The following is a 22,895-nucleotide window of genomic DNA, read 5'->3' on the forward strand; positions in this document are numbered from 1 at the left end:
TATGTTTGTTATCAAAAAACTATCGGCAAGTTTAGCCCTGTTAATTTTTATGCTGATCACCAGCAATGGTGCATTAGCGCAGCCGGTTACTGCTCCGGGTAGCTATTATACTTCGTTTGATGGTGTTAAAATCCATTATGAAGCGAAAGGTGATGGCTTCCCGGTGATACTGGTACATGGTTTTTCGGGCACAGGCGAAGGCTGGAAAAAAGGAAAGCTTTATAATGATCTGTTAACGGCTGGTTATAAAGTGATCATACTGGATCAGCGGGGCAACGGACTGTCGGACAAGCCCCACGATGACGCGGGTTATGCTAACGATGCCGAAGCTAAAGACATTATGGGCCTGGCTACAAGCCTTGGGCTGAAACGATATGATATTGTTGGATATTCGCGCGGATCGATCATTACTTCGCGCGTGTTTGTGCTGGATAAGCGGATTCAAAAGGCGGTAATGGGTGGTATGGGCGATGCTTACACTAACCCCGAATGGCCGCGGAGGATTCATGCTTATAAGGCTTTAATGGGCGATACCAGCTTTCATGATGTTGATGGGATGATCAATTATATCCACAGTAACCCTTTTGATGAACTTGCTTTAGCCTATCAGCAAAAGTGGCAGCCATCAACCAGCAAACAGGAATTAGCTAAGGTAAAAATCCCGGTACTGCTCATAGATGGGAGCGAAGATCATGATAACGGCGACGAGGTTGCTCTTCATAAACTCATTCCCGGCTCAAAGCTGGTTCACGTTCCGGGCGATCATAACAGCGCCAGCCGCACTTCCGAATTTTCAAAAGCTGTAATGGCTTTCCTGAAATAAACATTGTCGGTTAATGTTCAGTTGTTGAATTTTTGTGCCGTTATTTTCGATAATGGTCTGTTATTTGCATGAGTGTATATGTTAACACTTATAAATACATACCATTATGAAAAAGCTAATGATATATATGTGCTTTTTAATTGGCCTGATGCTATCCATCAGTATCACTGCCAATGCACAAACCACACAGAAAAAGGGAATAAGTAAACAAGGCAAAGGCGCAATCATAGGTGGAGCAGGCGGTGCAATTGCGGGTGGCCTTATTACGCATAGTGCAGGCGGCGCTTTAGTTGGCGGTGCGCTTGGTGCCGGTGGCGGTTATATTATCGGTAATGAAGCCCGCCGACGCGAAGAGAAAAGGCAGCGTGCTGCCCGCATTGCCTGGCGCAGGGCACATCCGCATCACCATTATACCACAACCAAAACAACCGTAACTAAACAAACAACTTACCATTAATTTAAATGGTTGTTATAAAGGCCTGTAGGTTTCAATACTTACAGGCCTTTTTTATTTAAATTAAAATTTAGCTAAATTGAAGCGATTGCCCTGTTTTATCCGTTATTAAACTTACTAACAGCCAAACAGCACGGTAATATTTTTCGTTTAAAGTACGATGGTAAAAGGGTTATCTGTAATAGTTTTATGTTTGATTCCGGCAATGATGCTGGCACAGGAGCCGGTTGCAGATACCATCAGCGTAAAAAAAGATACAGTACCGCAACGGGATGTTATTGACATTGTACGTTCGCTTTTTAAAATTAAGCCCCGGCAGCAGGCAACGCAGCGAAAGAAGATCTACTTTTCTGTTTTTCCCACCTCAACAACCGACGGGCGGAGCGGCGGAAAAGCATTGTTTACTTCAACAACGGCTGGGTTTTACCTGGGGGATGAAGCTACTACTAATTTATCAAGCTTTACTTTTACCCCTTATTTTAATTTAAAGGGGAGGTATGGCTTGCCTATCCGGTCAAATATCTGGCTTAATAATAACGAGTGGAATATACAGGGCGACACCAGGCTGATGGTTTATCCTCAATATACATGGGGCCTGGGAGGTAACCAGGGTCCCGAAGATAAGTTCCTGGTAAATTATAATTACCTCCGCTTTTATCAAAGCGTGTTAAAGCAGATTAAGCCATACTTTTATGCCGGGTTAGGCTATAATCTTGACTATTACATAGATATTGAAAGCAACGGCGATCAAAACCTGCGTAAGTTTACCGGTTATAAATATGGTACTGCGACCGATCAGGATGCGTTTTCATCGGGTGTAACAGTCAATTTATTATACGATTCGCGCAAAAACTCTATCAATCCGCTGCCCGGAGCTTATGCCAATATAGTTTACCGGGTTAATGCCAAGGCTTTTGGAAGCCATACCAACTGGAGTTCTCTATATATCGATATGCGTAAATATGTGCAGTTAACCAACTCGAGGCCTAAAAACGTGCTGGCTTTCTGGGCCTATTACTGGACAACACTTACACCCCGCACACCTTATCTTAACCTGCCAAGTCTTGGCTGGGAGCCTTATCAGCGATCGGGCAGGGGATTTCCGCAAAGCCGTTACCGGGGCGACAGGCTGGTATATTTTGAAACTGAATACCGCCGCGATATCACCCGCAATGGCTTATTGGGTTTTGTGGTATTTGCCAATGTAAATTCCGTTACCGAGCCCGAAAACCATGCCTTTGTATATTGGCACCCGGCCGCCGGCACAGGCCTGCGTTTTAAGTTCAATAAAAAAACGGGAACCAATATCAGCCTCGATTATGGCGTGAGCAAAAACTTTTCATCAATAAGTCTTAATTTAGGCGAGGCGTTTTGATGCTTCGGTTCATAGGTTATGGATCATGGTTCATAGAATTTTAGCATGACCATTATACTATTGTGCCCATTCACAGCTATGAACTATCAACCATGAACCATCAACTAACTAACACACGTATGACCAAACAAAAATATACAGTACTGATCCTCATATTGGGTTCGCTTACAGCACTTGGCCCTTTTTCTATAGATATGTACCTGCCAGGCTTTAAAGCCATAGCTAAGTACTTGCATACCAGTACCGATGAGGTAGCGCTGTCATTATCGAGCTATTTTATTGGCATCGCCGCCGGGCAATTACTTTATGGACCTTTGCTCGACAGGTTTGGCCGTAAAAACCCATTATACTGGGGGCTTGGGCTTTATATCGTATCATCAATGGGCTGTTTTTTCTCTTCATCGCTCGAAATGCTTATTGCACTGCGTTTTTTTCAGGCGGTGGGCAGCTGCGCTGCAAGCGTAGCCGCTATGGCCATGGTGCGCGATTTGTTCCCGGTTGAGGATAATGCCAAAGTATTTTCGTTGCTGATCCTGGTACTGGGTGCTTCGCCAATGCTGGCTCCAACCGCAGGTAGTTACATTACCGCGGCTTTTGAATGGCAGGTCATTTTCTTGGTATTAACTATTATAGCGGTGCTCATATTGCTGTCCGTAATATTCTGGCTCCCCGAAAGCTATCAGCCCGATCCTGCTTATTCTTTAAAACCAGGGCCGATTATAGGGCATTTTATAACAGTTTTAAAGGATGCGCAGTTTGTAACCTATGCCATAGGCGGCGCGTTCGCTTTCGCGGGTTTGTTTGCCTATGTTTCGTCTTCGCCTATCGTGTTTATTGAGGGCTTTAAAGTAAGCGAAAAGCAGTTCGGCTGGATCTTTGCCGGGCTTTCGGTCGGGTTTATTGGTTCAAGTCAGCTAAACAGTGTGCTGATAAAAAAATACAAAAGCGAACAAATGATAGGCGCATCACTTATTTTAATGGTGATTATTTCCACAGTGTTTTTGGCGGGTTCATTAAATCATTGGTTCGGGATAGGTGGTACTATAGCTATGATATTTGGAGTTTTGTGCTGCGTTGGCATTTGCGCGCCCAATACATCGGCATTATCCCTTGCTCCCTTCTCTAAAAATGCGGGTTCGGCTTCTGCAATATTAGGCGCATCGCAAATGGCCGTGGGGGCCTTGTCATCCATCGGTATTTCGGTAATAAAACAACATAGTTCGCTGCCCATGGCGGCGGTTATGGCGGCGTCATCAATTTTGGCACTTCTGATTGTTTTTATTGGCAAGCGGTTTATAAAAAACAAGGTTGAAGCCAGTGGAGAGGTTGTTGCGGCACATTGAGCCTTGATTTTAGGATTACAGGATAGCTTGATTTTAAATTACTGCGCTGTTGTTGGTGTTGTCACCAACAACTTCCTATTCGTAGCTCTTATTAATTACGAGCTAATTCAGCATTGCAATTGCATAGCGCAGAGTTGTTGGTGACAACACCAACAACGGCGAGAGATTGTACCTTGTGGCCTGCAAGCAAAAAATTAACTGACTTAAAATTTGCTTGCCCGCAATGCTGTAACCTTTGAGCCTTCGGGGCCGGTACTTTCAAAAACTATCTTATTTTCGGTTAGTTCCGAAACGTAAAAAACGAAATTACGGGTTTTGCCATCAGGGAGTTTCTCGGTTACATTCATGTTGCTTCCATTCAGCGTAAAAGAGCCGTGCGACAGGAATTTGCCGCCCCATACAATCAGGAATTTCATTTCGGGCGTAAACTGAATATAAGGTACGTTGGCATCCAACTCGGCTTGTTTTACGGTATCGGGCGGGCTTGCATTTGGATGCTCAATTTTTATATATTTCCATTTGCCGGTAAGCGTCCTAACCGAAACTTCAGGTTTACATGATGCTATAAAAAGCACCACTACAGCAAACAATAAAAAGCCTTGTTTTATCATAACAGAAAAATGTTTGGATAAAACTATACAATTGCTTTTAAAATTGAAAGCGAAGGGTTAGTCTTTAGTCTAAAGTCATAAGTCTGAAATGCGGTGAGGAAAAAGAGATCTTTTGACATCCGACTTAAGACTATTGACTTTACACTATCTCTTCTTCAAACCTTTATTAGTACGCTCTTCGGCTTGCTTCACTTCGTCTTTTTCACTTAGCGGGCCCTCGGTTTTGATCTCTTTGGCTTTCTGTCCACCCGCTTTTACCGGACTTATCCTGGTACCTTCTTTTTTGATGTCTTTGGGGATACTCATAGCGGTAATGTTAAGTATTCATTAAACAATAGGATACTTATTTAACTACACCTGTTGTAAAATGTTTCCTGAAAATTATTTAAAAATTTACTTTCTGTGTATCAATTAATTACATGAATTTGACGACGCTCCTAAAATATTTTTATGATTTTTCGTAACAAAGCATAATTGCAACTGTCTTAATGACACTATATAGCCAAGGTACTCTTCCAGGTAAGCTATAAGTATTGTGAGGGCCCGCACCTTAAGGGTTCCGTTAAAAAAATCAAAAACAATCTTAAAAAAAATGGACAATCTAATTGTTAGTCTGTGGTGGGTTATACCCGTCATAGTGTTATTGCTGATGTACAAATTTGTTTTGCGCGTGTTTTGCGGCATGGTTATCGTTCCGGACGACCGTATCGGGTTGGTGATCAAGAAATTTGCTCTTACGGGTAACAGCCGCCTGCCCGATGGTCGGATCATAGCCACCAAAGGCGAGGCTGGTATGCAGGGCCGTGGCCTTGCGCCGGGCTTATATTGGAAAATGTGGCCATGGCAGTATACTATTATCATGCAGCCCTTTACCATTATTGAGCAAAACAAGCTTGGCCTGGTAAAAGCAAAAGACGGGGCCTCGTTTGATACCGGCCGTGTGCTGGGTAAACCGGTTGATTGTGATAAGTTTCAGGATGCGGTAGCATTTTTGGATAATAATGGTCAAAAAGGCCCTCAGGCAGCTTTCCTTACACCGGGCAGCTATCGTATCAACACCTTTTTGTTTGATATTGAGATGGTGCCTATCACCCAGATCCACGAAAACAAGGTAGGTATTATTACCACTTTGGATGGTGAGCCGCTGAACAAAGGCGAGATAGCCGGCGAATCGGTTGCAGGGCATAAAAACTACCAGGACCCAATTGCTTTTATCACCGCAGGTGGCCGCAAGGGTTTGCAGGAGGACGTGATCCTGGCGGGTACCTACTATCTTAACCCCTGGTTTGTGAGCGTTGAGCAGGTAGATATGATCTATATCCCAATTGGTTATGTAGGTGTTGTGAACTCGTTCGTAGGCCCGGAAGGCAAGGATACCAGTGGCGATAATTTCAAACATGGTAACATCGTGAAACGAAATGAAAAAGGGGTTTGGGACGAACCGCTCGATCCCGGTAAGCACCCGGTAAACATCTATACCCACGCCGTTGAAATTGTACCCACAACCAACATCGTGCTTAACTGGGCCGATAGCCGTACCGAATCGCACGAGCTGGATAAGAACCTATGCACCATCACGGTAAGGTCAAGCGATGGTTTTACTTTCAACCTGGATGTGTCACAGATCATCCACGTACCTCGCAACGAAGCACCGAAAGTGATAGCAAGGTTTGGTAAAATGAAAAACCTGGTATCGCAGGTGCTGGAGCCAACCATTGCCAACTACTTCCGTAACTCGGCCCAAAAAAGTGATGTGATCGGCTTCCTGGCCAACCGTATCCAAAGGCAAACTGATGCCCGTGAGCATATTGGCCGCGTACTGGAAACCTACAACGTAATTGGTGTGGATACCCTGATAGGCGACATCGTACCTCCGGCTGCCCTGATGAAAACCCTTACCGACCGTAAACTGGCCGAAGAGGAAAAGGTTACTTATGAAATTCAGCGCCACGCGCAAATTGAACGTAAGGAATTTGAAAGCGCTCGTGCCGGTGCCGATATGCAGCCTGAAGTAGTAAAATCAACCCGCCAGGTTGAGATTAACACCCAGATGGCTGCTTCAAGGGTAGCCGCATCAAAAGGTGAGGCAGAAGCTAAAACCATCAATGCCAAGGCCGATGCTGAAGTAAGGATTACCATAGCCAAGGCTGATGCCGAAGCCAAGACGGTAAACGCAAAAGCCGATGCAAATGCCACAGAGGTAAATGGTATGGCCGAAGGTGCCAAGATCAAGGCCATAGGTTTATCAGAAGCCGAGGTTACCAAACAAAAAACCGAAGCCATGGGTACCGAGCAATACGCTATAGTGCGTGTGGCCGAAGCTTTGGCCGCCGCAGGTATCAGGTTAGTACCGGAGATATTGGTAAGCGGTAAAGAGGGCGGCAGCGGTGGCATGATTGATGCCCTGATAGGCACCGAAATGCTCAAAAAACTGCAGATCGAAAACCAAGGCAAAGGCGGTGCCACCACTAAAGGCGAATAATTAAAATAAATGCATAAAAATTAAAGGTTGATTATGTAATCCCTTCAAATTATGCATCATGACAAAGGTTTGTGATTAGAGATTTTTGAGGGAGAGTACAGATAACTCAAATCCTAAACCTTTTGTTAAGAGATCCACGGTTGGAGGTTGGTGGTTAGTCGCTCCCTCCGGCAATAGATAATACGTTCTTTATACCTAAACTTTATTTAAGAGATCAGAGGATGGAGATTAGAGATGGGTTGCTATGATAGTATCCGGCTTTATGATTCATCCGCACTGATATAATTGACGAGGCTTTTAACCTAAACCGATCAATTGAACAAAGGCATCCCGCGAGGGGATGCCTTTTGTGTTTTATGAGTTAAAGAATCAACGGAATCATCGAAATCAAAACTAATCAACGGTCATAGGTCGCTTAGTTTAAATGTATCCTTAACCCTGATGCCTTTTTCTGTTTGCTGTAAAGTGCAGCATTCATTAATCGGGTCGTGCTCAAAATATAGTACGTATTCTTTTTCAAGGGCCTCGTTTAAAAAAAGTTTTTTCTCAGTAAGCGTTTGAAGCGGGAACATATCATAAGCCATTATGTAAGGGATAGGCAGGTGCCCGATTGATGGCAGCAGATCGGCCATGTACAGGATCTGTTTGCCTTTATAATTAATGAACGGCAGCATCATTGATTCGGTATGGCCGGATACAAAGCGGATCTCAAAATCTTTCATAAAGTTGATGCCGTCTTCAGTATCAACAAATTTTAGCTGGCCGCTTTCCTGTATAGGGATGATGTTTTCTTTGAAAAAGGAAGCTTTTTCCCGTTCGTTGGGGTTAACTGCCCAATCCCAGTGTTTAGGATTACTCCAGTAGGTGGCGTTTTTAAAGGCAGGGAGCAGGTTTTCGCCCTCGCGTACAACCGCACCGCCCACATGGTCAAAGTGCAGGTGGGTTAAAAATACGTCGGTAATATCGCCGCGATGAAATCCAAGCGAAGCCAATGAACTATCCAGGCTTGCATTGCCGTGAAGATAATAGTGGCTGAAAAACTTTTCGCTTTGCTTGTTGCCTATGCCGGTATCAACTAATATCAACCTGTTTTCATGTTCAACCAGCAGGCAGCGCATGGCCCAGCTGCAAAGGTTGTTTTCATCGGCGGGATTGGTTTTGTTCCAGATGGTTTTAGGAACAACGCCAAACATAGCCCCGCCATCTAATTTGAAAAAGCCTGTATCAATGGTGTGTAGTTTCATTTTAGTTCATGGTTTATAGTCCATAGTCCATAGTCGATGGTCCATAGATAATGGGCGTGACTTATAATGTGCTGATAGGGCTAAATTAGAATAATATTTTAAGATAAGTTGTGGTTATAAAGTATGAAACTAAAAAGCCTCAAACCAAATGCAATGCATTTAATTTGAGGCTTTAAATATTTATTGTAGCTATAACTATCAACCATGAACTATGATCCATGAACCATACCCCATGAACCAAAAACTACAAGTGGATACACTCGCCGTAAGCTTCGGCAGCGGCTTCCATTACAGCTTCACTCATGGTTGGGTGAGGGTGTACCGATTTGATGATCTCATGACCGGTAGCTTCCAGTTTACGGGCGGTAACTACTTCGGCAATCATTTCGGTAACGTTGTAGCCAAGCATGTGAGCGCCTAAAAACTCGCCGTATTTGGCATCAAATATCACTTTTACAAAGCCATCTTTAGCGCCGGCAGCACTTGCCTTACCCGATGCCGAGAATGGGAATTTACCAACTTTAACTTCATAGCCAGCCTCTTTAGCTGCTTTTTCGGTATAACCAACAGAAGCAACTTCTGGTGAGCAATAGGTACAGCCCGGAATGTTGTTATAATCAAGCGGGTGAGGGTTTTGACCGGCAATTTTTTCAACGCAGATAATACCTTCGGCAGATGCTACGTGAGCCAGGGCCTGGCCTTTAACAATATCGCCAATGGCGTAAACGCCTTCAACATTGGTACGGTAGAAATCATCAACCAATACTTTGCCGCGCTCGGTTTTAACTCCGTTTTCTTCAAGGCCGATGCCTTCAAGATTGGTAGCGATACCTACTGCTGACAGTACGATCTCGGCTTCAAGCACTTCAGTGCCGGTAGCTGTTTTTACTGTTACCTTGCACAGATCGCCGCTGGTATCAACCGACTCCACATTGGAACTGGTCATGATGTTGATACCCTGTTTTTTAAGAATGCGGTTTAATCCTTTTGATACATCCTCATCCTCTAACGGAACAATATTATCTAAAAACTCAACTACGGTAACTTTTGTACCTATTGAGTTGTAAAAATAAGCAAACTCAATACCGATAGCACCCGAACCAACTACAACCATTGATTTAGGTTGCTGCGGCAATACCATGGCCTGGCGGTAACCGATAACTTTTTTACCATCCTGTTTCAGGTTAGGTAACTCGCGCGAGCGGCCGCCTGTTGCTAATATAATGTGTTTTGCACTGTAGGTTTTAGCTGTACCGTCGGCGGCTTTAACTTCAACAGCGCCTTTGCTTTTTAATTTACCAAAGCCAACAAGAACATCTATCTTGTTTTTCTTCATCAAAAACTGAACGCCTTTGCTCATGCCATCGGCAACGTTACGGCTTCTTTTAACAACCGCGGCAAAGTCAACTTCTCCGGCGCCGTTAATTTTAATACCGTAATCGGCACTATGGTTAAGGTATTCAAAAACCTGGGCGCTTTTTAACAAAGCCTTGGTTGGGATACAACCCCAGTTCAAACAGATACCGCCTAATGATTCTTTTTCGACAATGGCGGTTTTTAAACCAAGCTGGGAAGCGCGGATAGCAGCAACATAGCCACCCGGACCAGACCCAATAACAATTACATCGTAATCCATATTATTATTGATATACTTTAATTTCGTTTCAAAGGTAAATAAGCTGCGCGGATTTTTGTGGTTTTTCCGCAGCCCCCTATTTTTTGAATGCCAAAGCTAAGGAAAAGGGCTGAAACCAAAAAATGTACTGCCGGTATATATCACCTGCCACGCGTTATTTATATCTGCGCTGTGTCATAAAAGTAAAGGGCGTAAAGCAACCGTTAAGCCCGGGTATGATTTAAACCATATTATTTGTAATATTTTCATTGTTTTTGACGATTGTTTTATGGTTTTTATGCTTATAATGTAAAATGTTGATAAATATATAATAATTGTTAACGTTAACTTAACATTGGTAATTAGTTCATTAATTATCTTTGCGCCAATTAATTAAACGTATAATTAAAAAAGCAATTTATGAGGAAGCATTACCTTCTTTTATTCATTTTTTCGCTGCTCACACTAAACTTTGCGTTCGCGCAAAACGTTACTACAAGTAGCATGTCTGGTACAGTGGTTGATGAAAAGGGATTACCACTCCCTGGTGTAACCATTACCGCGTTACACACACCCACAGGTACTAATTATTCAACTGTTAGCCGCGCCGACGGCCGTTACAACTTACCAAACATCCGTGTTGGCGGTCCGTACACTATCAGTTTTAAATTTATTGGTTTTAATACCTTTAGCCAGGATAACATCACGCTATCTTTAGGTCAGGACTTTAAGATCAACGCTAAACTTGCACCTACCAATACCGAACTTAAGGAAGTTGTGGTTTCGGGTGTACAGAACAAGGTTATCAATACTTCAAGAACCGGTTCTCAGGAGATTATTAACCGCGCCCAGATCGATCGTTTACCAACTATCAGCAGGTCAATTTATGATTACACTAAATTAACTCCAACTGCAAATGGTACTTCATTTGGCGGCCGTAACGGTAATGGTAACAACTTAACTGTTGACGGTGCCTTGTTCAATAACTCGTTTGGTTTATCAAACACCTTAGGTGGCCAGGCAAACTCACAGCCAATTTCATTAGACGCGATTGAGCAGATCCAGGTTTCTGTATCTCCTTTCGACGTAAGCCAGGGCCGTTTTGCCGGTACCGGTATCAATACCGTAACTAAATCAGGTACCAACGAATTTAAAGGCAGCGTTTACTACTACAAACGTTCGGCTGGTCTATTAGGTTTGCATACGCTTACTACTGATGTTCAAAAACCAACTATTGACTACAATCAACGTGGTATCAGCTTAGGTGGCCCGATCATCAAAAATAAATTATTCTTCTTCGTATCTGGCGAGCAGGAAAGGATTAAAGATCCGGCTACTTCTTATACAGCTTTACGTGATGGTCAGACAGCAGGTGGTAGTATCTCCCAGGCTTCTTATGCTGATTTAACCGCATTGTCTTCATTCCTTCAAAAAAATTATGGATACAATCCCGGAGCATTTGAAAACTACCAGTTACGTACGCAATCAGATAAGATCGCTGCCAAATTGGATTGGAATATCGACAAAAATAATACCTTATCATTGAAATATTTCTATTTGAAATCATTCCGTGATGTGCCTCCAAGCAGTTCAGGTGCGCCTACCGGCGGCCGTGCGCCAAGCAGCACTTCGTTGCCGTTCTTTTCATCTTACTATACCATCAACAACAACTTCAATATTGGTATTGCCGAGTTGAACACCCGTATTAGCTCAAACCTTGCCAATAAATTAACTGTAGGTTACCAGGCCCTGCGCGATTTCCGCGAGTCTCCGGGCGGTGGTTCATTCCCGTTGGTTGATATCCAGAATCCTAATGGTACTACTTTAACCTCTTTTGGTTATGAGCCGTTTACTGCCAACAACGTATTGAATACTGATACCTGGCAGGCATCTGATAACTTAACCCTTTACAAAGGTAAACACGAGTTTAACTTCGGTTTATCATACGAATCGAACAAGTTTAAAAATGGTTTTGCCCCTAACTATTATGGCGGTTACCGTTTTAAAAGTTTAGCTGATTTTTATGCATCGGCAGACCCTAACAACGGTCTTACAGATGCACAAAGAGCACTTGCTACCCGTTATGATTTCCGCTATTCAGCGCTGCCTGATGGTTCGTTCCCCTTTGCTATCGTAAAATCATATACTATTGGTGCATACGCTCAGGACAAATGGACAGTTAACGATAACTTCAAATTAACTTACGGTGTTCGTTTTGATTTGCCGGTTTATAATACTGACAGCCAGTACAATACCAATGCTGCAGCTTTAACAGGTTTCAGGGATGGTTACAAGATCAATACTGCGCAGTTCCCTAAAACAAATATTCAAATTTCACCAAGGGTAGGCTTTAACTGGGATGTTAACGGCGATGCCAGCACACAAGTGCGTGGTGGTGCAGGTATCTTTACCGGTCCGGTTCCTTATGTATATATATCAAACCAGGCCAGCAACAATGGTGTACAGTTTGGTTCATATAGCATTGTGCCCGGTGCCGGTGGTGTATCAACAACCGACCCTCGTTTGATCTTTAGCCCTGATGTTAACAAAAACAGGCCACAGGGCGCTGCAGCCAATACATCATACAACCTGGTTGTTACCGATAAGAACTTCAAGTTCCCTTCAAACTTCAGGCTAAACTTAGCTGTTGACCAGAAATTGCCATTAGGTATTATCGGTACTTTAGAAGGTATCTATTCAAAAGATATCAACTCGGTATACTTTGTTAACCTTGCATTGCCTACATCAGGTCAGGCTTTAAAGGGTAATGATAACCGTATCCGTTACAGCAGTACTACTGTTTATCCTTCAATCCCTGCTGCCCAGGGTGGTAACACAGCGGCGGTACCTAATATTACCGATGCTATCCTGATGAAAAACACCAGCAAAGGTTATACTTACAGCGTTACCGGCCAGTTACAAAGAACGTTTAAAGAGCTTTACTTTAACATAGCTTACACTCACTCTGATTCACGTTCGGTTAATGACGGTGGTTCTATCGCTCAGTCAACCTGGAGAGACCGCGTTGTATCCGGCGATCCAAACGCTGATGTTACTTCATATGCTAACTTCTACCAGCCAAACCGTATCATCGCTTCGGTATCATTCCGTAAGGATTATATCAAACACCTTACTACTTCGGTTGGTTTAACTTACGAAAGCGCTAACAACGGTGTTGCTTCATACACTTATAATGGTGACTTGAATGGTGACGGTCAAACTACCAACGATTTGATGTACATCCCTAAAGATGCAAGTGATATCGTGTTGGTAAAAGACAACGCAAATGACCCTCGTACTGTTGACCAAACTTACCAGCAGTTGAACGCGTTTATTAACCAGGACCCATACCTGAGCAAACACCGCGGTCAATATGCTAAGCGTAATGCTTTGGTATTGCCATACTTTCACCTGGTTAACTTTAACTTTACCCAGGACCTGTATGCTTCAACCGGTAAGTTTAAAAATACTTTACAGTTTGAGTTTAACATTATTAACCTTGGCAACTTCCTGAACAGGAACTGGGGTAACTTTAAGTTTGTTAACCGTACAAGCCCATTATCATTTAAAGGTGTTTACGCCAACAACGCTAACCCTAATGATCCTAACATTGGTAAGCCAACATTCTCGTTCCCTTACTTTGATGATAAAAACCAAATCCCGCTTACATCAACTTTTGGTAACGGTATTTCGCAGGTATCACGCTGGCAAGCTCAAATTGGTTTAAGGTATCTCTTTAACTAATTGAATTTACCATATGATTTAAAGCCCCGGTCAATTTGACCGGGGCTTTTTTTCGTTAGAAATAATTTGATTATATATTTATATTATTTCATAGTGAGTGAAAGTTAATGTATTGGTTAATAATTATTAATCAATACATTAGCTTTGTTTTGAATTATACTTTTATATTTGAATAATACTTAAATTTTATCACCACCTATGAAAACAAATATCAAAATCATCGCGCTCATCCTCTTTAGTTTTTTAATCGGCTTCTCCATACACTTAGGCTTTACTATGTCAATTGTGTCGTTTGAATTTACGTTATTGAAAGATATATTAAACCCCGGAAATAGCTTTTGGAATCAACTAAATATCTCACTTTTAGTATTGTTTCATCTTGGATTGTTAGCGCTGCCCTTCATAAGATCATCAAAGTATTATAAAACCTTTTTGATCTTTATTCCGGCGTGTTTTCTGTTAACTGTTTGCACAAATACGGTCATCTTTTTATTAATAGCGCCGGATTTGGCCGTCTCGATGATTCCCTTTATAGTTATGTGGATCATCTGCCTGGTTAAAAAAGATAATTCTAAGCGCATACCATATGAGGTGTCGTTGAACATATAAGCAAGGATAAAATTCGATTTAACCAATTATAGCCGGGAGCATTTGCATCGCCTCCGGCTTTTATTTTTTATAAAAGGTGAGCCTATAAGCTTATTGTTTAAGGCTTATAAGTTTTAAATAACCTATCCCAGATGTTTGTATAAAAGCCGAAATTAAAATCAATTTCCAGGTGATGCCGATGGTGAAAAGAGGGTGTACCTAAATATTTAAAAGGAGCCATTTTTCGAACAGAGGCAGGAACGGGTTCGATACCTAAATGGCCCATGATACCGAAAAATAAATTGGCTGTAAGGTAAATCAGTACCGCATAGAAATTGAAACCATAAAGAGCCAATATTATAAGCCATAACGAGCCAAAGCCAATCGTTTCGATAGGATGGAGAACAAATAAGTCGATAGGGATAGGATCGGTGTAATGATGATGAAACCTGTGCACCACTTTATATACTGCCGAATGGTGGATCATGTAATGGAAAACGAACATAGCGAGATCTATCAGCAAAAAAAGCAGTATGAAATCAAAAACAATAGCCCAGTTTATTTCAAAAGTGACATGTAGATAACCGTGCTTAAAAAGCCAGAACCCAGCATATGTGATAACTGTATTAATAACGTTGGTAAGCAGGCATATTAATACCTCGTTTCTGCTGGCGGGCTTTATCGGCTTTTTACTTATTTTTAATGTAAGCCAGCCGAATAGCAGAGCTAAAGCTGTAACAAGCAGGTTTTCGGCCAAAAAAATCATCCATAAGTTTATTGATGATAATGTCGCCAAAAACTTCAGCATAAACTTTATAGTTTACTCGTACTCAAACACCCCAAACTCCGATGTTACGGTTACTTTCTTAGTATTAGCCTTTTCTACACGGCCAATGATCTGCGCATCAACACCAAAGCTTTTTGAAATATTGATCAGGTCAGCAGCTATAGCTTCAGGTACATAAAGCTCCATACGGTGCCCCATATTAAATACCTTGTACATTTCCTGCCAGCTGGTTTTTGATTCCTCGTGAATGAGTTTAAATAATGGTGGTACAGGGAACAGGTTGTCTTTTATAATATGCAAACCTTCTACAAAATGCAATACTTTGGTTTGTGCGCCGCCGCTGCAATGTACCATACCATGTACCTGGCTACGGTAGCCATCTAAAATTTGCTTAATGATTGGCGCGTAGGTGCGGGTCGCACTTAAAACAAGCTTGCCTGCCGTTACGGTTTCACCGTTGCCAATGTCAATAGCATCGGTAAGGTTTTTACTGCCCGAAAAGATTAGCTCGTAAGGGATGGCCGCGTCATAACTTTCGGGGAATTTATCGGCAATGGATTTATTGAATACATCATGACGGGCAGATGTAAGGCCGTTTGAGCCCATGCCGCCGTTGTATTCTTTTTCATAAGTAGCCTGGCCGTATGAGGCAAGCCCTACAATTACATCGCCGGGTTGAATGCGGTGGTTGGAAATCACATCTTCACGTTTCATACGGCAGGTAACTGTCGAATCAACAATGATGGTGCGCACCAGGTCGCCTACGTCGGCAGTTTCGCCGCCGGTGGAGTAGATGCCTATGCCGGCCCCGCGCAGTTCGGCTAAAATTTCTTCGGTACCATTAATGATAGCGGCAATAACTTCGCCGGGAATGAGGCCTTTATTACGGCCGATGGTTGATGACAGCAGGATGTTGTCAGTAGCGCCAACACAAAGCAAATCATCAAGGTTCATGATGATGGCATCCTGGGCAATACCGCGCCATACAGAGATATCACCGGTCTCTTTCCAGTAAGTATAAGCTAATGACGATTTAGTGCCCGCGCCATCGGCATGCATAATATTGCAATACTCAGGATCGTTGGTTAAGATATCGGGTACTATTTTGCAGAAAGCTTTGGGGAAAATGCCTTTGTCGATATTTTTTATGGCATTATGAACGTCATCTTTGGAGGCTGATACGCCACGCTGATCATATCTTTGCGAAGAAATCATGGGCAAATATAATGCTATTAACCTTAATTTTCAGAAAGAGTGCTACTCCTTATACTGAGTTTAAATTATGAGTGTGACCTGATTAATAAAATTGACCGAAATTGTGTTTCTTTGTAAGAAAATCGACTAATACATGTCATTAGTCTGTTTTATCAGCTTAATTGAAAACAATTCGCGCTCATAACTCTTCATCAGCAGAATTGGTAGTATATACTTCTTATGTTAAAAACGCTTTCCTACAAAATAAACCGCTGGCGGTTAAAACGCAATAGTCAACGTAACTTTTTAATTTATTGCAGCGTGTTTGTAGGTTTTATGGGCGGACTGGCCGCCGTTGCCCTTAAGTTTTTAGTGCATTTAATGGAAGAGTTAAGCCGGAATATCTCTTCACACCTGTATTATCATATAGCATATGTGTTTTTACCTGCAATAGGCATTTTGGGTACGGTGCTTTATCAGCACCTCATCAACCGCGATAAGATTGAAAAAGGGATAGGTAAGGTGCTCATCAATATCAAAAAGAACCGCTCAAACATCAAAGCCAATAATATTTATTCGCATTTAATAACAAGCTCGTTAACCGTAGGCTTCGGCGGTTCGGCAGGGTTGGAGGCGCCTATTGTTTGTACAGGTACAGCCATCGGTTCAAACGTAGGTAAGTTTTTTAAGCTTACACCCTATGAAAAAACGGTATTGTTAGCTGCAGGATGTTCGGCGGGTATAGCTGCGGTATTTAACAGTCCTATTGCCGGGGTGCTTTTTTCGCTGGAGATATTAATAGGGGAGATCACCATTCCCACTTTTATACCTTTATTAATAGCCTCCGCTACGGGAGTTGTAGTTTCCAAATTATTATACTCGGGGCAATTGTTCCATTTGGTTACCGAAGGCTGGGCAATGAACGCCCTGCCCTTTTATGTGCTGCTTGGCATATTAAGCGGATGGATAGCGATATATATATCCAAAGTAGGGGGTAAACTTGAAGGCGGGATCCTTAAAAAACAAAACCGATATGTGAGGGCAGTTGGCGGCGGTGTGATATTAGGGTTGATCATTGCTGTGTTTCCTCAATTGTTTGGCGAGGGGTATCATTATCTCACCGAAATATTAAATGGTAATATCAATGTATTAAAGGAAGAAAGCTTTTTTGCCAACTGGCTTTCCGAGCCGCTGGTCATGCTGTTATTTATAGGGGCACTCGTGTTTACCAAAATCATTGCTGCGGGTATTACCATTGGTGCCGGTGGCAATGGCGGTACATTTGCACCTACCGTATTTACCGGCGCTTTCCTGGGTTTGTTTGTGGCTTACGGGGTTAATCAAACCGGGCTGATACATTTAAATACGGTTAATTTTATTGCGGTGGGTATGGCGGGGGCCCTGGCTGGCGTATTGCATGCACCCTTAACTGCTATATTTTTGATAGCCGAAATTACCGGTGGATATGTGCTGTTTATCCCGCTCATGATCGTGTCAGCTATGTCATACATCATATCGCGCTATTCATCGCCCCATAATATGTACTGGAGCCAGCTGATTCATCATAATAATATTCACCCGGGGCAGGATTATGGCATGCTTAACAGTATAATGCTTGATAGCATCATTAACCGCAAATACACCCCGGTTGATAAACAAATGCCGGTTGGCGAATTTTACCAGGTACTGGCCAAAACCGATGCCAATATTTTCCCGGTGCTTAAAGAGGACGGAAGTCTTGAAGGTGTTGTATTGATAGACGACATTCGCCGGCGCTTGTTCAATAAAGACATCGCGGATGAAAATATAGCCGATATCATGATTGAACCACCGGCTATAATTGATTATGATCAACCGGCCAGCAGCGTTATGGACACCTTTGATGCCATTGACGTATGGCAGTTACCGGTAGTAAAAGATGAGGTTTTTATCGGCTTTATATCCAAATCGGCATTGCTGTCAAAATACAGGGCTGTGATCATTGAACAGCATAAGGCGAGTGATTTGTTTGCGTAGGAATAACTAAAAAAATGTCATTGCGAGGAACGAAGCAATCGCATGCTATACAGAGTGGTCACGCTTCCGTGCGATTGCTTCGTTCCTCGCAATGACATGATAATACGAATGCCGCTAACGTTTAACATCAGCGGCATTTGTATTTTAAAATCAAAGTTCTATTTAATAAACAACAACTCCCTGAATTTTGGCAGCGGCCATTGGCGGTCATCAACCAGTTGCTCCAGTTTATCAACGTGGTAGCGGATAGGCTGGAAGAATGATTTTACCTTTTCATCGTAATCAATAGCGCGCTGACGAAGGTCGTCAATAACGTTAGCTTTTTTACGCTCTTCAACCATTTGCTCGGTATTGGTTTTAATGAAGTTCACATGCTCGGAGATCCTGTTAATGATGTCCAGCTGCGAAGCATAAGTTGCTTTATCCAGGCCAATGTCTTTTAGTCCTTTTACATTTTCAATCAGTTTGCTTTGATAAGCAATTGCTGCCGGGATAATCACGTTCATCACCATTTCGCCAATTACGCGGGCTTCTATCTGTAGCTTTTTGTAGAAAGCATCAAGTAAGATCTCGTGACGTGCATGCGCTTCACGCACGGTGAACACGCCGGTTTCGGCAAAAAGGTGTTCCGACTTATCGTTTATTAAAGCATCCAGCGCTTTGGGTGTGGTTTTAACATTGGGTAAACCTCTTAGCGCGGCTTCTTTTTCCCATTCTTCGCTATAACCATTTCCCTCAAAGCGGATGTTTTTTGATTCTTTGATGTACTTTTTGATCACCATTAATAAAGCCAGATCTTTTTTCTCGCCTTTCTTCATCAGCTTATCTACATCGTATTTGAATTTTTTAAGCTGATCGGCAACGATAAGGTTAAGAATGGTCATCGGGCTGGCCGAGTTGGCTGATGAGCCTACTGCGCGCAGCTCAAACTTGTTACCGGTAAAGGCAAAAGGTGAGGTACGGTTACGGTCGGTATTGTCGGGTAAAATTTGCGGGATCTTAGGGATGCCCTGCCATAACAGGTTTTCTTCTTTAATTTTTTTGCTGATGCGGGATGTTTCTATCTCATCAAGCACGTCGCTAAGCTGGCTGCCCAAAAATATAGATATAATGGCCGGAGGGGCTTCATTGGCGCCTAAACGGTGGTCATTGTTAACTGATGCAATGGATGCCCTTAACAGGTCGGCATGCTCGTGTACCGCTTTGATGGTATTCACAAAAAAGGCCAGGAACATGAGGTTGTTTTTAGGCGTTTTGCCTGGCGATAACAGGTTTTTGCCTGTATTGGTTATCAACGACCAGTTATTGTGCTTGCCCGAACCATTAAGGCCTGCGTATGGTTTTTCATGAAGTAATACCTTAAAGTTATGGCGCCTGGCAACACGGTCCATCAAATCCATTAACAGTTGGTTATGGTCGATAGCGAGGTTGATCTCTTCATATATCGGTGCACATTCAAACTGGGATGGAGCAACCTCATTATGACGGGTTTTAAGCGGGATGCCTAATTGCAATGCTTCGGCTTCCATATCCTGCATGTAAGCATACACGCGCTCAGGTATCGAGCCAAAGTAATGATCTTCCAGTTGCTGGTTTTTGGCCGACATGTGGCCGAATAAAGTGCGGCCGGTTAAATAAAGATCGGGACGGGCATTAAATAAGGCCAGGTCAACCAAAAAGTATTCCTGCTCAATACCTAATGACGCGTTTACCTTTTCAATGCCTTTATCAAAATAATGGCAAACATCAACGGCTGCTTTGTCAAGCACGTTCAGTGCCTTTAATAAAGGTACTTTATAATCAAGTGCTTCGCCGGTGTACGATACGAACACTGTTGGGATACACAGGGTACGCGCCATTAAAAAGGCAGGCGAAGAAGGGTCCCATGCGGTATAACCGCGGGCCTCAAATGTATTACGGATGCCGCCACTCGGGAAGCTTGAGGCATCAGGCTCCTGTTGTGCAAGGGCATCGCCCGAAAAACGTTCTATGGCGCCGCCATCTGCGGTGGGCTCAAAAAAAGCGTCATGTTTTTCGGCCGTAGTGCCGGTAAGCGGTTGAAACCAGTGTGTATAATGGGTTGCGCCTTTGCCTAAAGCCCAGGCTTTCATTGCAGAGGCTATCTGTTCTGCCAGGTCGCGCGGGATCGGCTCACCTTTTTCAATTGAATTTACAATTCCCTGGTAAGCCTCTGATGAAAGGTATTCCTTCATCTTCTTTTTATCAAAAACATTCGATCCGAAATAATCGGAAATTTTTGGTGAAGGCGGTTTTACTTCAGGGATAGTTCTTGAAAGTACATCCTGTAAGGCTTTAAAACGGATATTGGACATATTTTATGAGGTTTAAATAAAGGTTAGTGTTCAAAAATATAACTATCCTTTAAAATATCGGGCAAAATTAAGTGAAATATAACATACCACCTAATCATTAAAAAACTGATATAATTTAAAGGAAAGTCTTAAATCTTCTGAAAATTCTGCCTTAAATCAATAAAATCGTGTTTTTTTAATGTTTTTGGGCGTGTTTTTGCTTTTAAAACTGATTAATTGGTGTTTTAAACTGTAAAAATTAGATTTTTCAAATTTTTTTATGATTAAAATGAATTTGGATTGAAAATATCATTTTTAAATGTTTAAAAAATGACATTATAAGAGCCTTGTTTTTGCAATTTTCATAATTTTTCGATTTTTTACCATTAATTTATCATTAATAATTTGTTATTCTTAAAAATACTACCTAATTTCAGAAAATAATTTACGAAAACACACCAATTATTATGCTTTTTATAAAAAAAATGAAAAAGATTAAAGGCAGGATTGAGGATTTGGAGGTGAAAAGGGTTTTGTAATTCAGGATAGCAATCAAACTAAATTTAAATACAACAATCAAACTAATTAATTTTTAAAAAACAATCAAACTAAATTAAACGATGAAAGTAGGTTCTACAAAACACAACTTCCTAAGTGCAGTCCGACAGCTGACACGTGAAAAATGGGCGCTGGGAGCAACCATTTTTACAGGGAAAATGATTGGCTTATTGCTGGTGTTTGCCGCAATGATGGTTTTGCCAGGTGTATTTGGCACAAAAGCTAACGCTGCCGAAACGTACACCGCCCATGAAACAGCGTTAATTAACACGGTTAATACTGTTTGGACACTGGTTGCTGCCTTTTTGGTATTTGGTATGCAGGCGGGTTTTGTTATGCTCGAGGCTGGTTTCGCCCGTAAACGCGAAACAGTGAACGTGCTGATGGAGTGTATTTTTGATACTTGTCTTTGTGGTTTACTATTTTACGCTATAGGTTATGCCTTTATGTTTGGTAACGGTAACGGCTTTATTGGCTGGGGCGGTGCTGATGGCAAAACCTGGTTCTTCCTCCAAAACACACCTGAAACTTATGGTTCAACCGGTATCCCAGTATTGGCACACTGGATTTTCCAGTACGCTTTTGCTGATACCTGCTCAACCATCGTATCAGGTGCAATGATCGGTCGTACCAGTTTCCGTGGCGATATCCTTTACAGTATCGGTATTACCGGCTTTATCTATCCTATCATCGGTCACTGGGCATGGGGGCCGGATGGTTTCCTTGCTACCATGGGAACTTCAGGCTTCTTTAAATCAATAAGCGCTCAGCCTTTCCGTGACTTTGCCGGTTCAACAGTAGTACACACTATTGGTGGTGTTGCTTCACTGGCCGGTGCAATGGTGTTAGGCCCACGCTTAGGCCGCATATTTGCCCGTGATGATAAAGAAAAAGGCGGATTGCCGGCAGGTCATAACTTATTGGTTGCTGCTGTAGGTGGTTTCTTACTTTGGTTTGGTTGGTATGGTTTTAACCCTGGTTCAACATTATCAGCAATGGATATGCAGGGTATCGGCCGCGTTGCTGCTAACACTACGCTTGCTGCCTGTGCCGGTGGTTTTACCGCTATGCTTGCTGCTTTATGGTTTGGCCCAACAAAAGGCAAATTTGATTTAGCCTTTACCATTAATGGTTTCCTTGCAGGTTTAGTTGCTATTACTTGCCCTTGTTACTGGGTAAGCCCATTCGGTGCTATTATGCTTGGTGCTATTTCGGGCTTCATCATCTTTGGTGGTGTTTATTTGATCGAATGGTTCCGTATCGATGATCCGGTTGGTGCAGTATCAGTACACGGCTTTAACGGTATCTGGGGTACTATTTCTTTAGGTTTATTCGCTTCAGGTCAATATGGTGCTACAGGCCCAACAGGTGCTGATAACTCTGCTCCGGTAACAGGCTTGTTTTACGGCGGTGGTTTTGATGTATTAAAAGCTCAGCTGATCGGTAGCCTTACTATTACCCTTGCAGTATTCGCGGTTTCATATGTAATGATGTTTGTGATCAACAAATTAGGCCATCCATGGAAATTACGTATCGAAGAGCATGGTGAAACAGGTGCCGGTGGTATCGACGTATTTGACCACGGTATCGAAGTTTACCCTGTTCAGGATGATGAGATTAGCTTAAGCGGCCTTTTTGATAATGGCGCTAAGGTTGCTTCTGAAGCCTAAATAGCTCGGTACAGTACCAGAGAAAGATATTTGATGCCTTGTGCGGTTGGTGAAGTAGGATGTTTTGATTGACGTTGCC

At 42.5% G+C, this 22,895-nt stretch carries 15 protein-coding genes; 8 read left to right on the forward strand and 7 right to left on the reverse strand.

Annotation, left to right across the window (positions count from 1 at the left end; all coding sequences use genetic code 11):
- The first annotated feature begins 1 nt into the window (after position 1).
- The 4 genes from ABID99_RS05530 to ABID99_RS05545 all read left to right on the forward strand — a co-directional run bounded on the left by ABID99_RS05530 (position 2) and on the right by ABID99_RS05545 (position 3,995).
- A complete protein-coding gene (locus ABID99_RS05530; protein ID WP_090533048.1) occupies positions 2-823 on the forward strand; it encodes an alpha/beta fold hydrolase in 822 nt (273 codons plus the stop codon).
- A gap of 106 nt (positions 824-929) precedes the next feature.
- Entirely contained in the window at positions 930-1,280 is a 351-nt protein-coding gene (locus ABID99_RS05535; protein ID WP_090533047.1) for a glycine zipper domain-containing protein, read from the forward strand.
- Positions 1,281-1,437: 157 nt separating this feature from the next.
- Entirely contained in the window at positions 1,438-2,652 is a 1,215-nt protein-coding gene (locus ABID99_RS05540) for a hypothetical protein (RefSeq protein WP_373613118.1), read from the forward strand.
- Positions 2,653-2,744: 92 nt separating this feature from the next.
- On the forward strand, positions 2,745-3,995 hold the full coding sequence (locus tag ABID99_RS05545) for a multidrug effflux MFS transporter (RefSeq protein WP_229701779.1): 1,251 nt from the start codon (positions 2,745-2,747) through the stop codon (positions 3,993-3,995).
- Between the two features lie 203 nt (positions 3,996-4,198).
- On the opposite strand, the gene ABID99_RS05550 is transcribed toward ABID99_RS05545, so the two are convergent.
- Entirely contained in the window at positions 4,199-4,606 is a 408-nt protein-coding gene (locus tag ABID99_RS05550) for a hypothetical protein (RefSeq protein ID WP_176628346.1), read from the reverse strand.
- Between the two features lie 144 nt (positions 4,607-4,750).
- The gene (locus ABID99_RS05555) at positions 4,751-4,912 is read right to left on the reverse strand and encodes a hypothetical protein (RefSeq protein WP_175490081.1); all 162 of its coding nucleotides are present in this window, start codon (positions 4,910-4,912) and stop codon (positions 4,751-4,753) included.
- 286 nt (positions 4,913-5,198) lie between these two features.
- On the opposite strand from ABID99_RS05555, the gene ABID99_RS05560 reads away from it, so the two are divergent.
- The gene (locus tag ABID99_RS05560; RefSeq protein ID WP_354484270.1) at positions 5,199-7,088 is read left to right on the forward strand and encodes an SPFH domain-containing protein; all 1,890 of its coding nucleotides are present in this window, start codon (positions 5,199-5,201) and stop codon (positions 7,086-7,088) included.
- Positions 7,089-7,492: 404 nt separating this feature from the next.
- Here ABID99_RS05560 and ABID99_RS05565 read toward each other — a convergent pair whose 3' ends face one another.
- Positions 7,493-8,332 carry an MBL fold metallo-hydrolase gene (locus tag ABID99_RS05565; RefSeq protein WP_373613119.1) on the reverse strand — a complete coding sequence of 280 codons (840 nt, stop codon included), beginning with the start codon at positions 8,330-8,332 and terminating at the stop codon, positions 7,493-7,495.
- Positions 8,333-8,576: 244 nt separating this feature from the next.
- Positions 8,577-9,968 carry a dihydrolipoyl dehydrogenase gene (gene lpdA, locus ABID99_RS05570; RefSeq protein WP_090533040.1) on the reverse strand — a complete coding sequence of 464 codons (1,392 nt, stop codon included), beginning with the start codon at positions 9,966-9,968 and terminating at the stop codon, positions 8,577-8,579.
- 399 nt (positions 9,969-10,367) lie between these two features.
- Here lpdA and ABID99_RS05575 point away from each other — a divergent pair, with 399 nt between their 5' ends.
- Entirely contained in the window at positions 10,368-13,691 is a 3,324-nt protein-coding gene (locus ABID99_RS05575; protein ID WP_373613120.1) for a carboxypeptidase regulatory-like domain-containing protein, read from the forward strand.
- Positions 13,692-14,397: 706 nt separating this feature from the next.
- Here ABID99_RS05575 and ABID99_RS05580 read toward each other — a convergent pair.
- Positions 14,398-15,087 carry a sterol desaturase family protein gene (locus ABID99_RS05580; RefSeq protein ID WP_373613121.1) on the reverse strand — a complete coding sequence of 230 codons (690 nt, stop codon included), beginning with the start codon at positions 15,085-15,087 and terminating at the stop codon, positions 14,398-14,400.
- Positions 15,088-15,099: 12 nt separating this feature from the next.
- On the reverse strand, positions 15,100-16,281 hold the full coding sequence (locus ABID99_RS05585; RefSeq protein ID WP_373613122.1) for an AIR synthase related protein: 1,182 nt from the start codon (positions 16,279-16,281) through the stop codon (positions 15,100-15,102).
- 219 nt (positions 16,282-16,500) lie between these two features.
- Between ABID99_RS05585 and ABID99_RS05590 the strand changes: the two genes are divergently transcribed.
- Positions 16,501-18,276, forward strand: a complete 1,776-nt coding sequence (locus ABID99_RS05590) for a chloride channel protein (RefSeq protein ID WP_373613123.1) — start codon at positions 16,501-16,503, stop codon at positions 18,274-18,276.
- Positions 18,277-18,434: 158 nt separating this feature from the next.
- On the opposite strand, the gene ABID99_RS05595 is transcribed toward ABID99_RS05590, so the two are convergent.
- A complete protein-coding gene (locus ABID99_RS05595) occupies positions 18,435-20,609 on the reverse strand; it encodes a glutamine synthetase III (protein WP_090533030.1) in 2,175 nt (724 codons plus the stop codon).
- Positions 20,610-21,208: 599 nt separating this feature from the next.
- Between ABID99_RS05595 and ABID99_RS05600 the strand changes: the two genes are divergently transcribed.
- Positions 21,209-22,816, forward strand: a complete 1,608-nt coding sequence (locus ABID99_RS05600; protein ID WP_373613124.1) for an ammonium transporter — start codon at positions 21,209-21,211, stop codon at positions 22,814-22,816.
- Positions 22,817-22,895: the final 79 nt, after the last annotated feature.

The sequence above is a fragment of the Mucilaginibacter sp. OAE612 genome, assembly GCF_041806395.1.
Classification (GTDB): domain Bacteria; phylum Bacteroidota; class Bacteroidia; order Sphingobacteriales; family Sphingobacteriaceae; genus Mucilaginibacter; species Mucilaginibacter rubeus.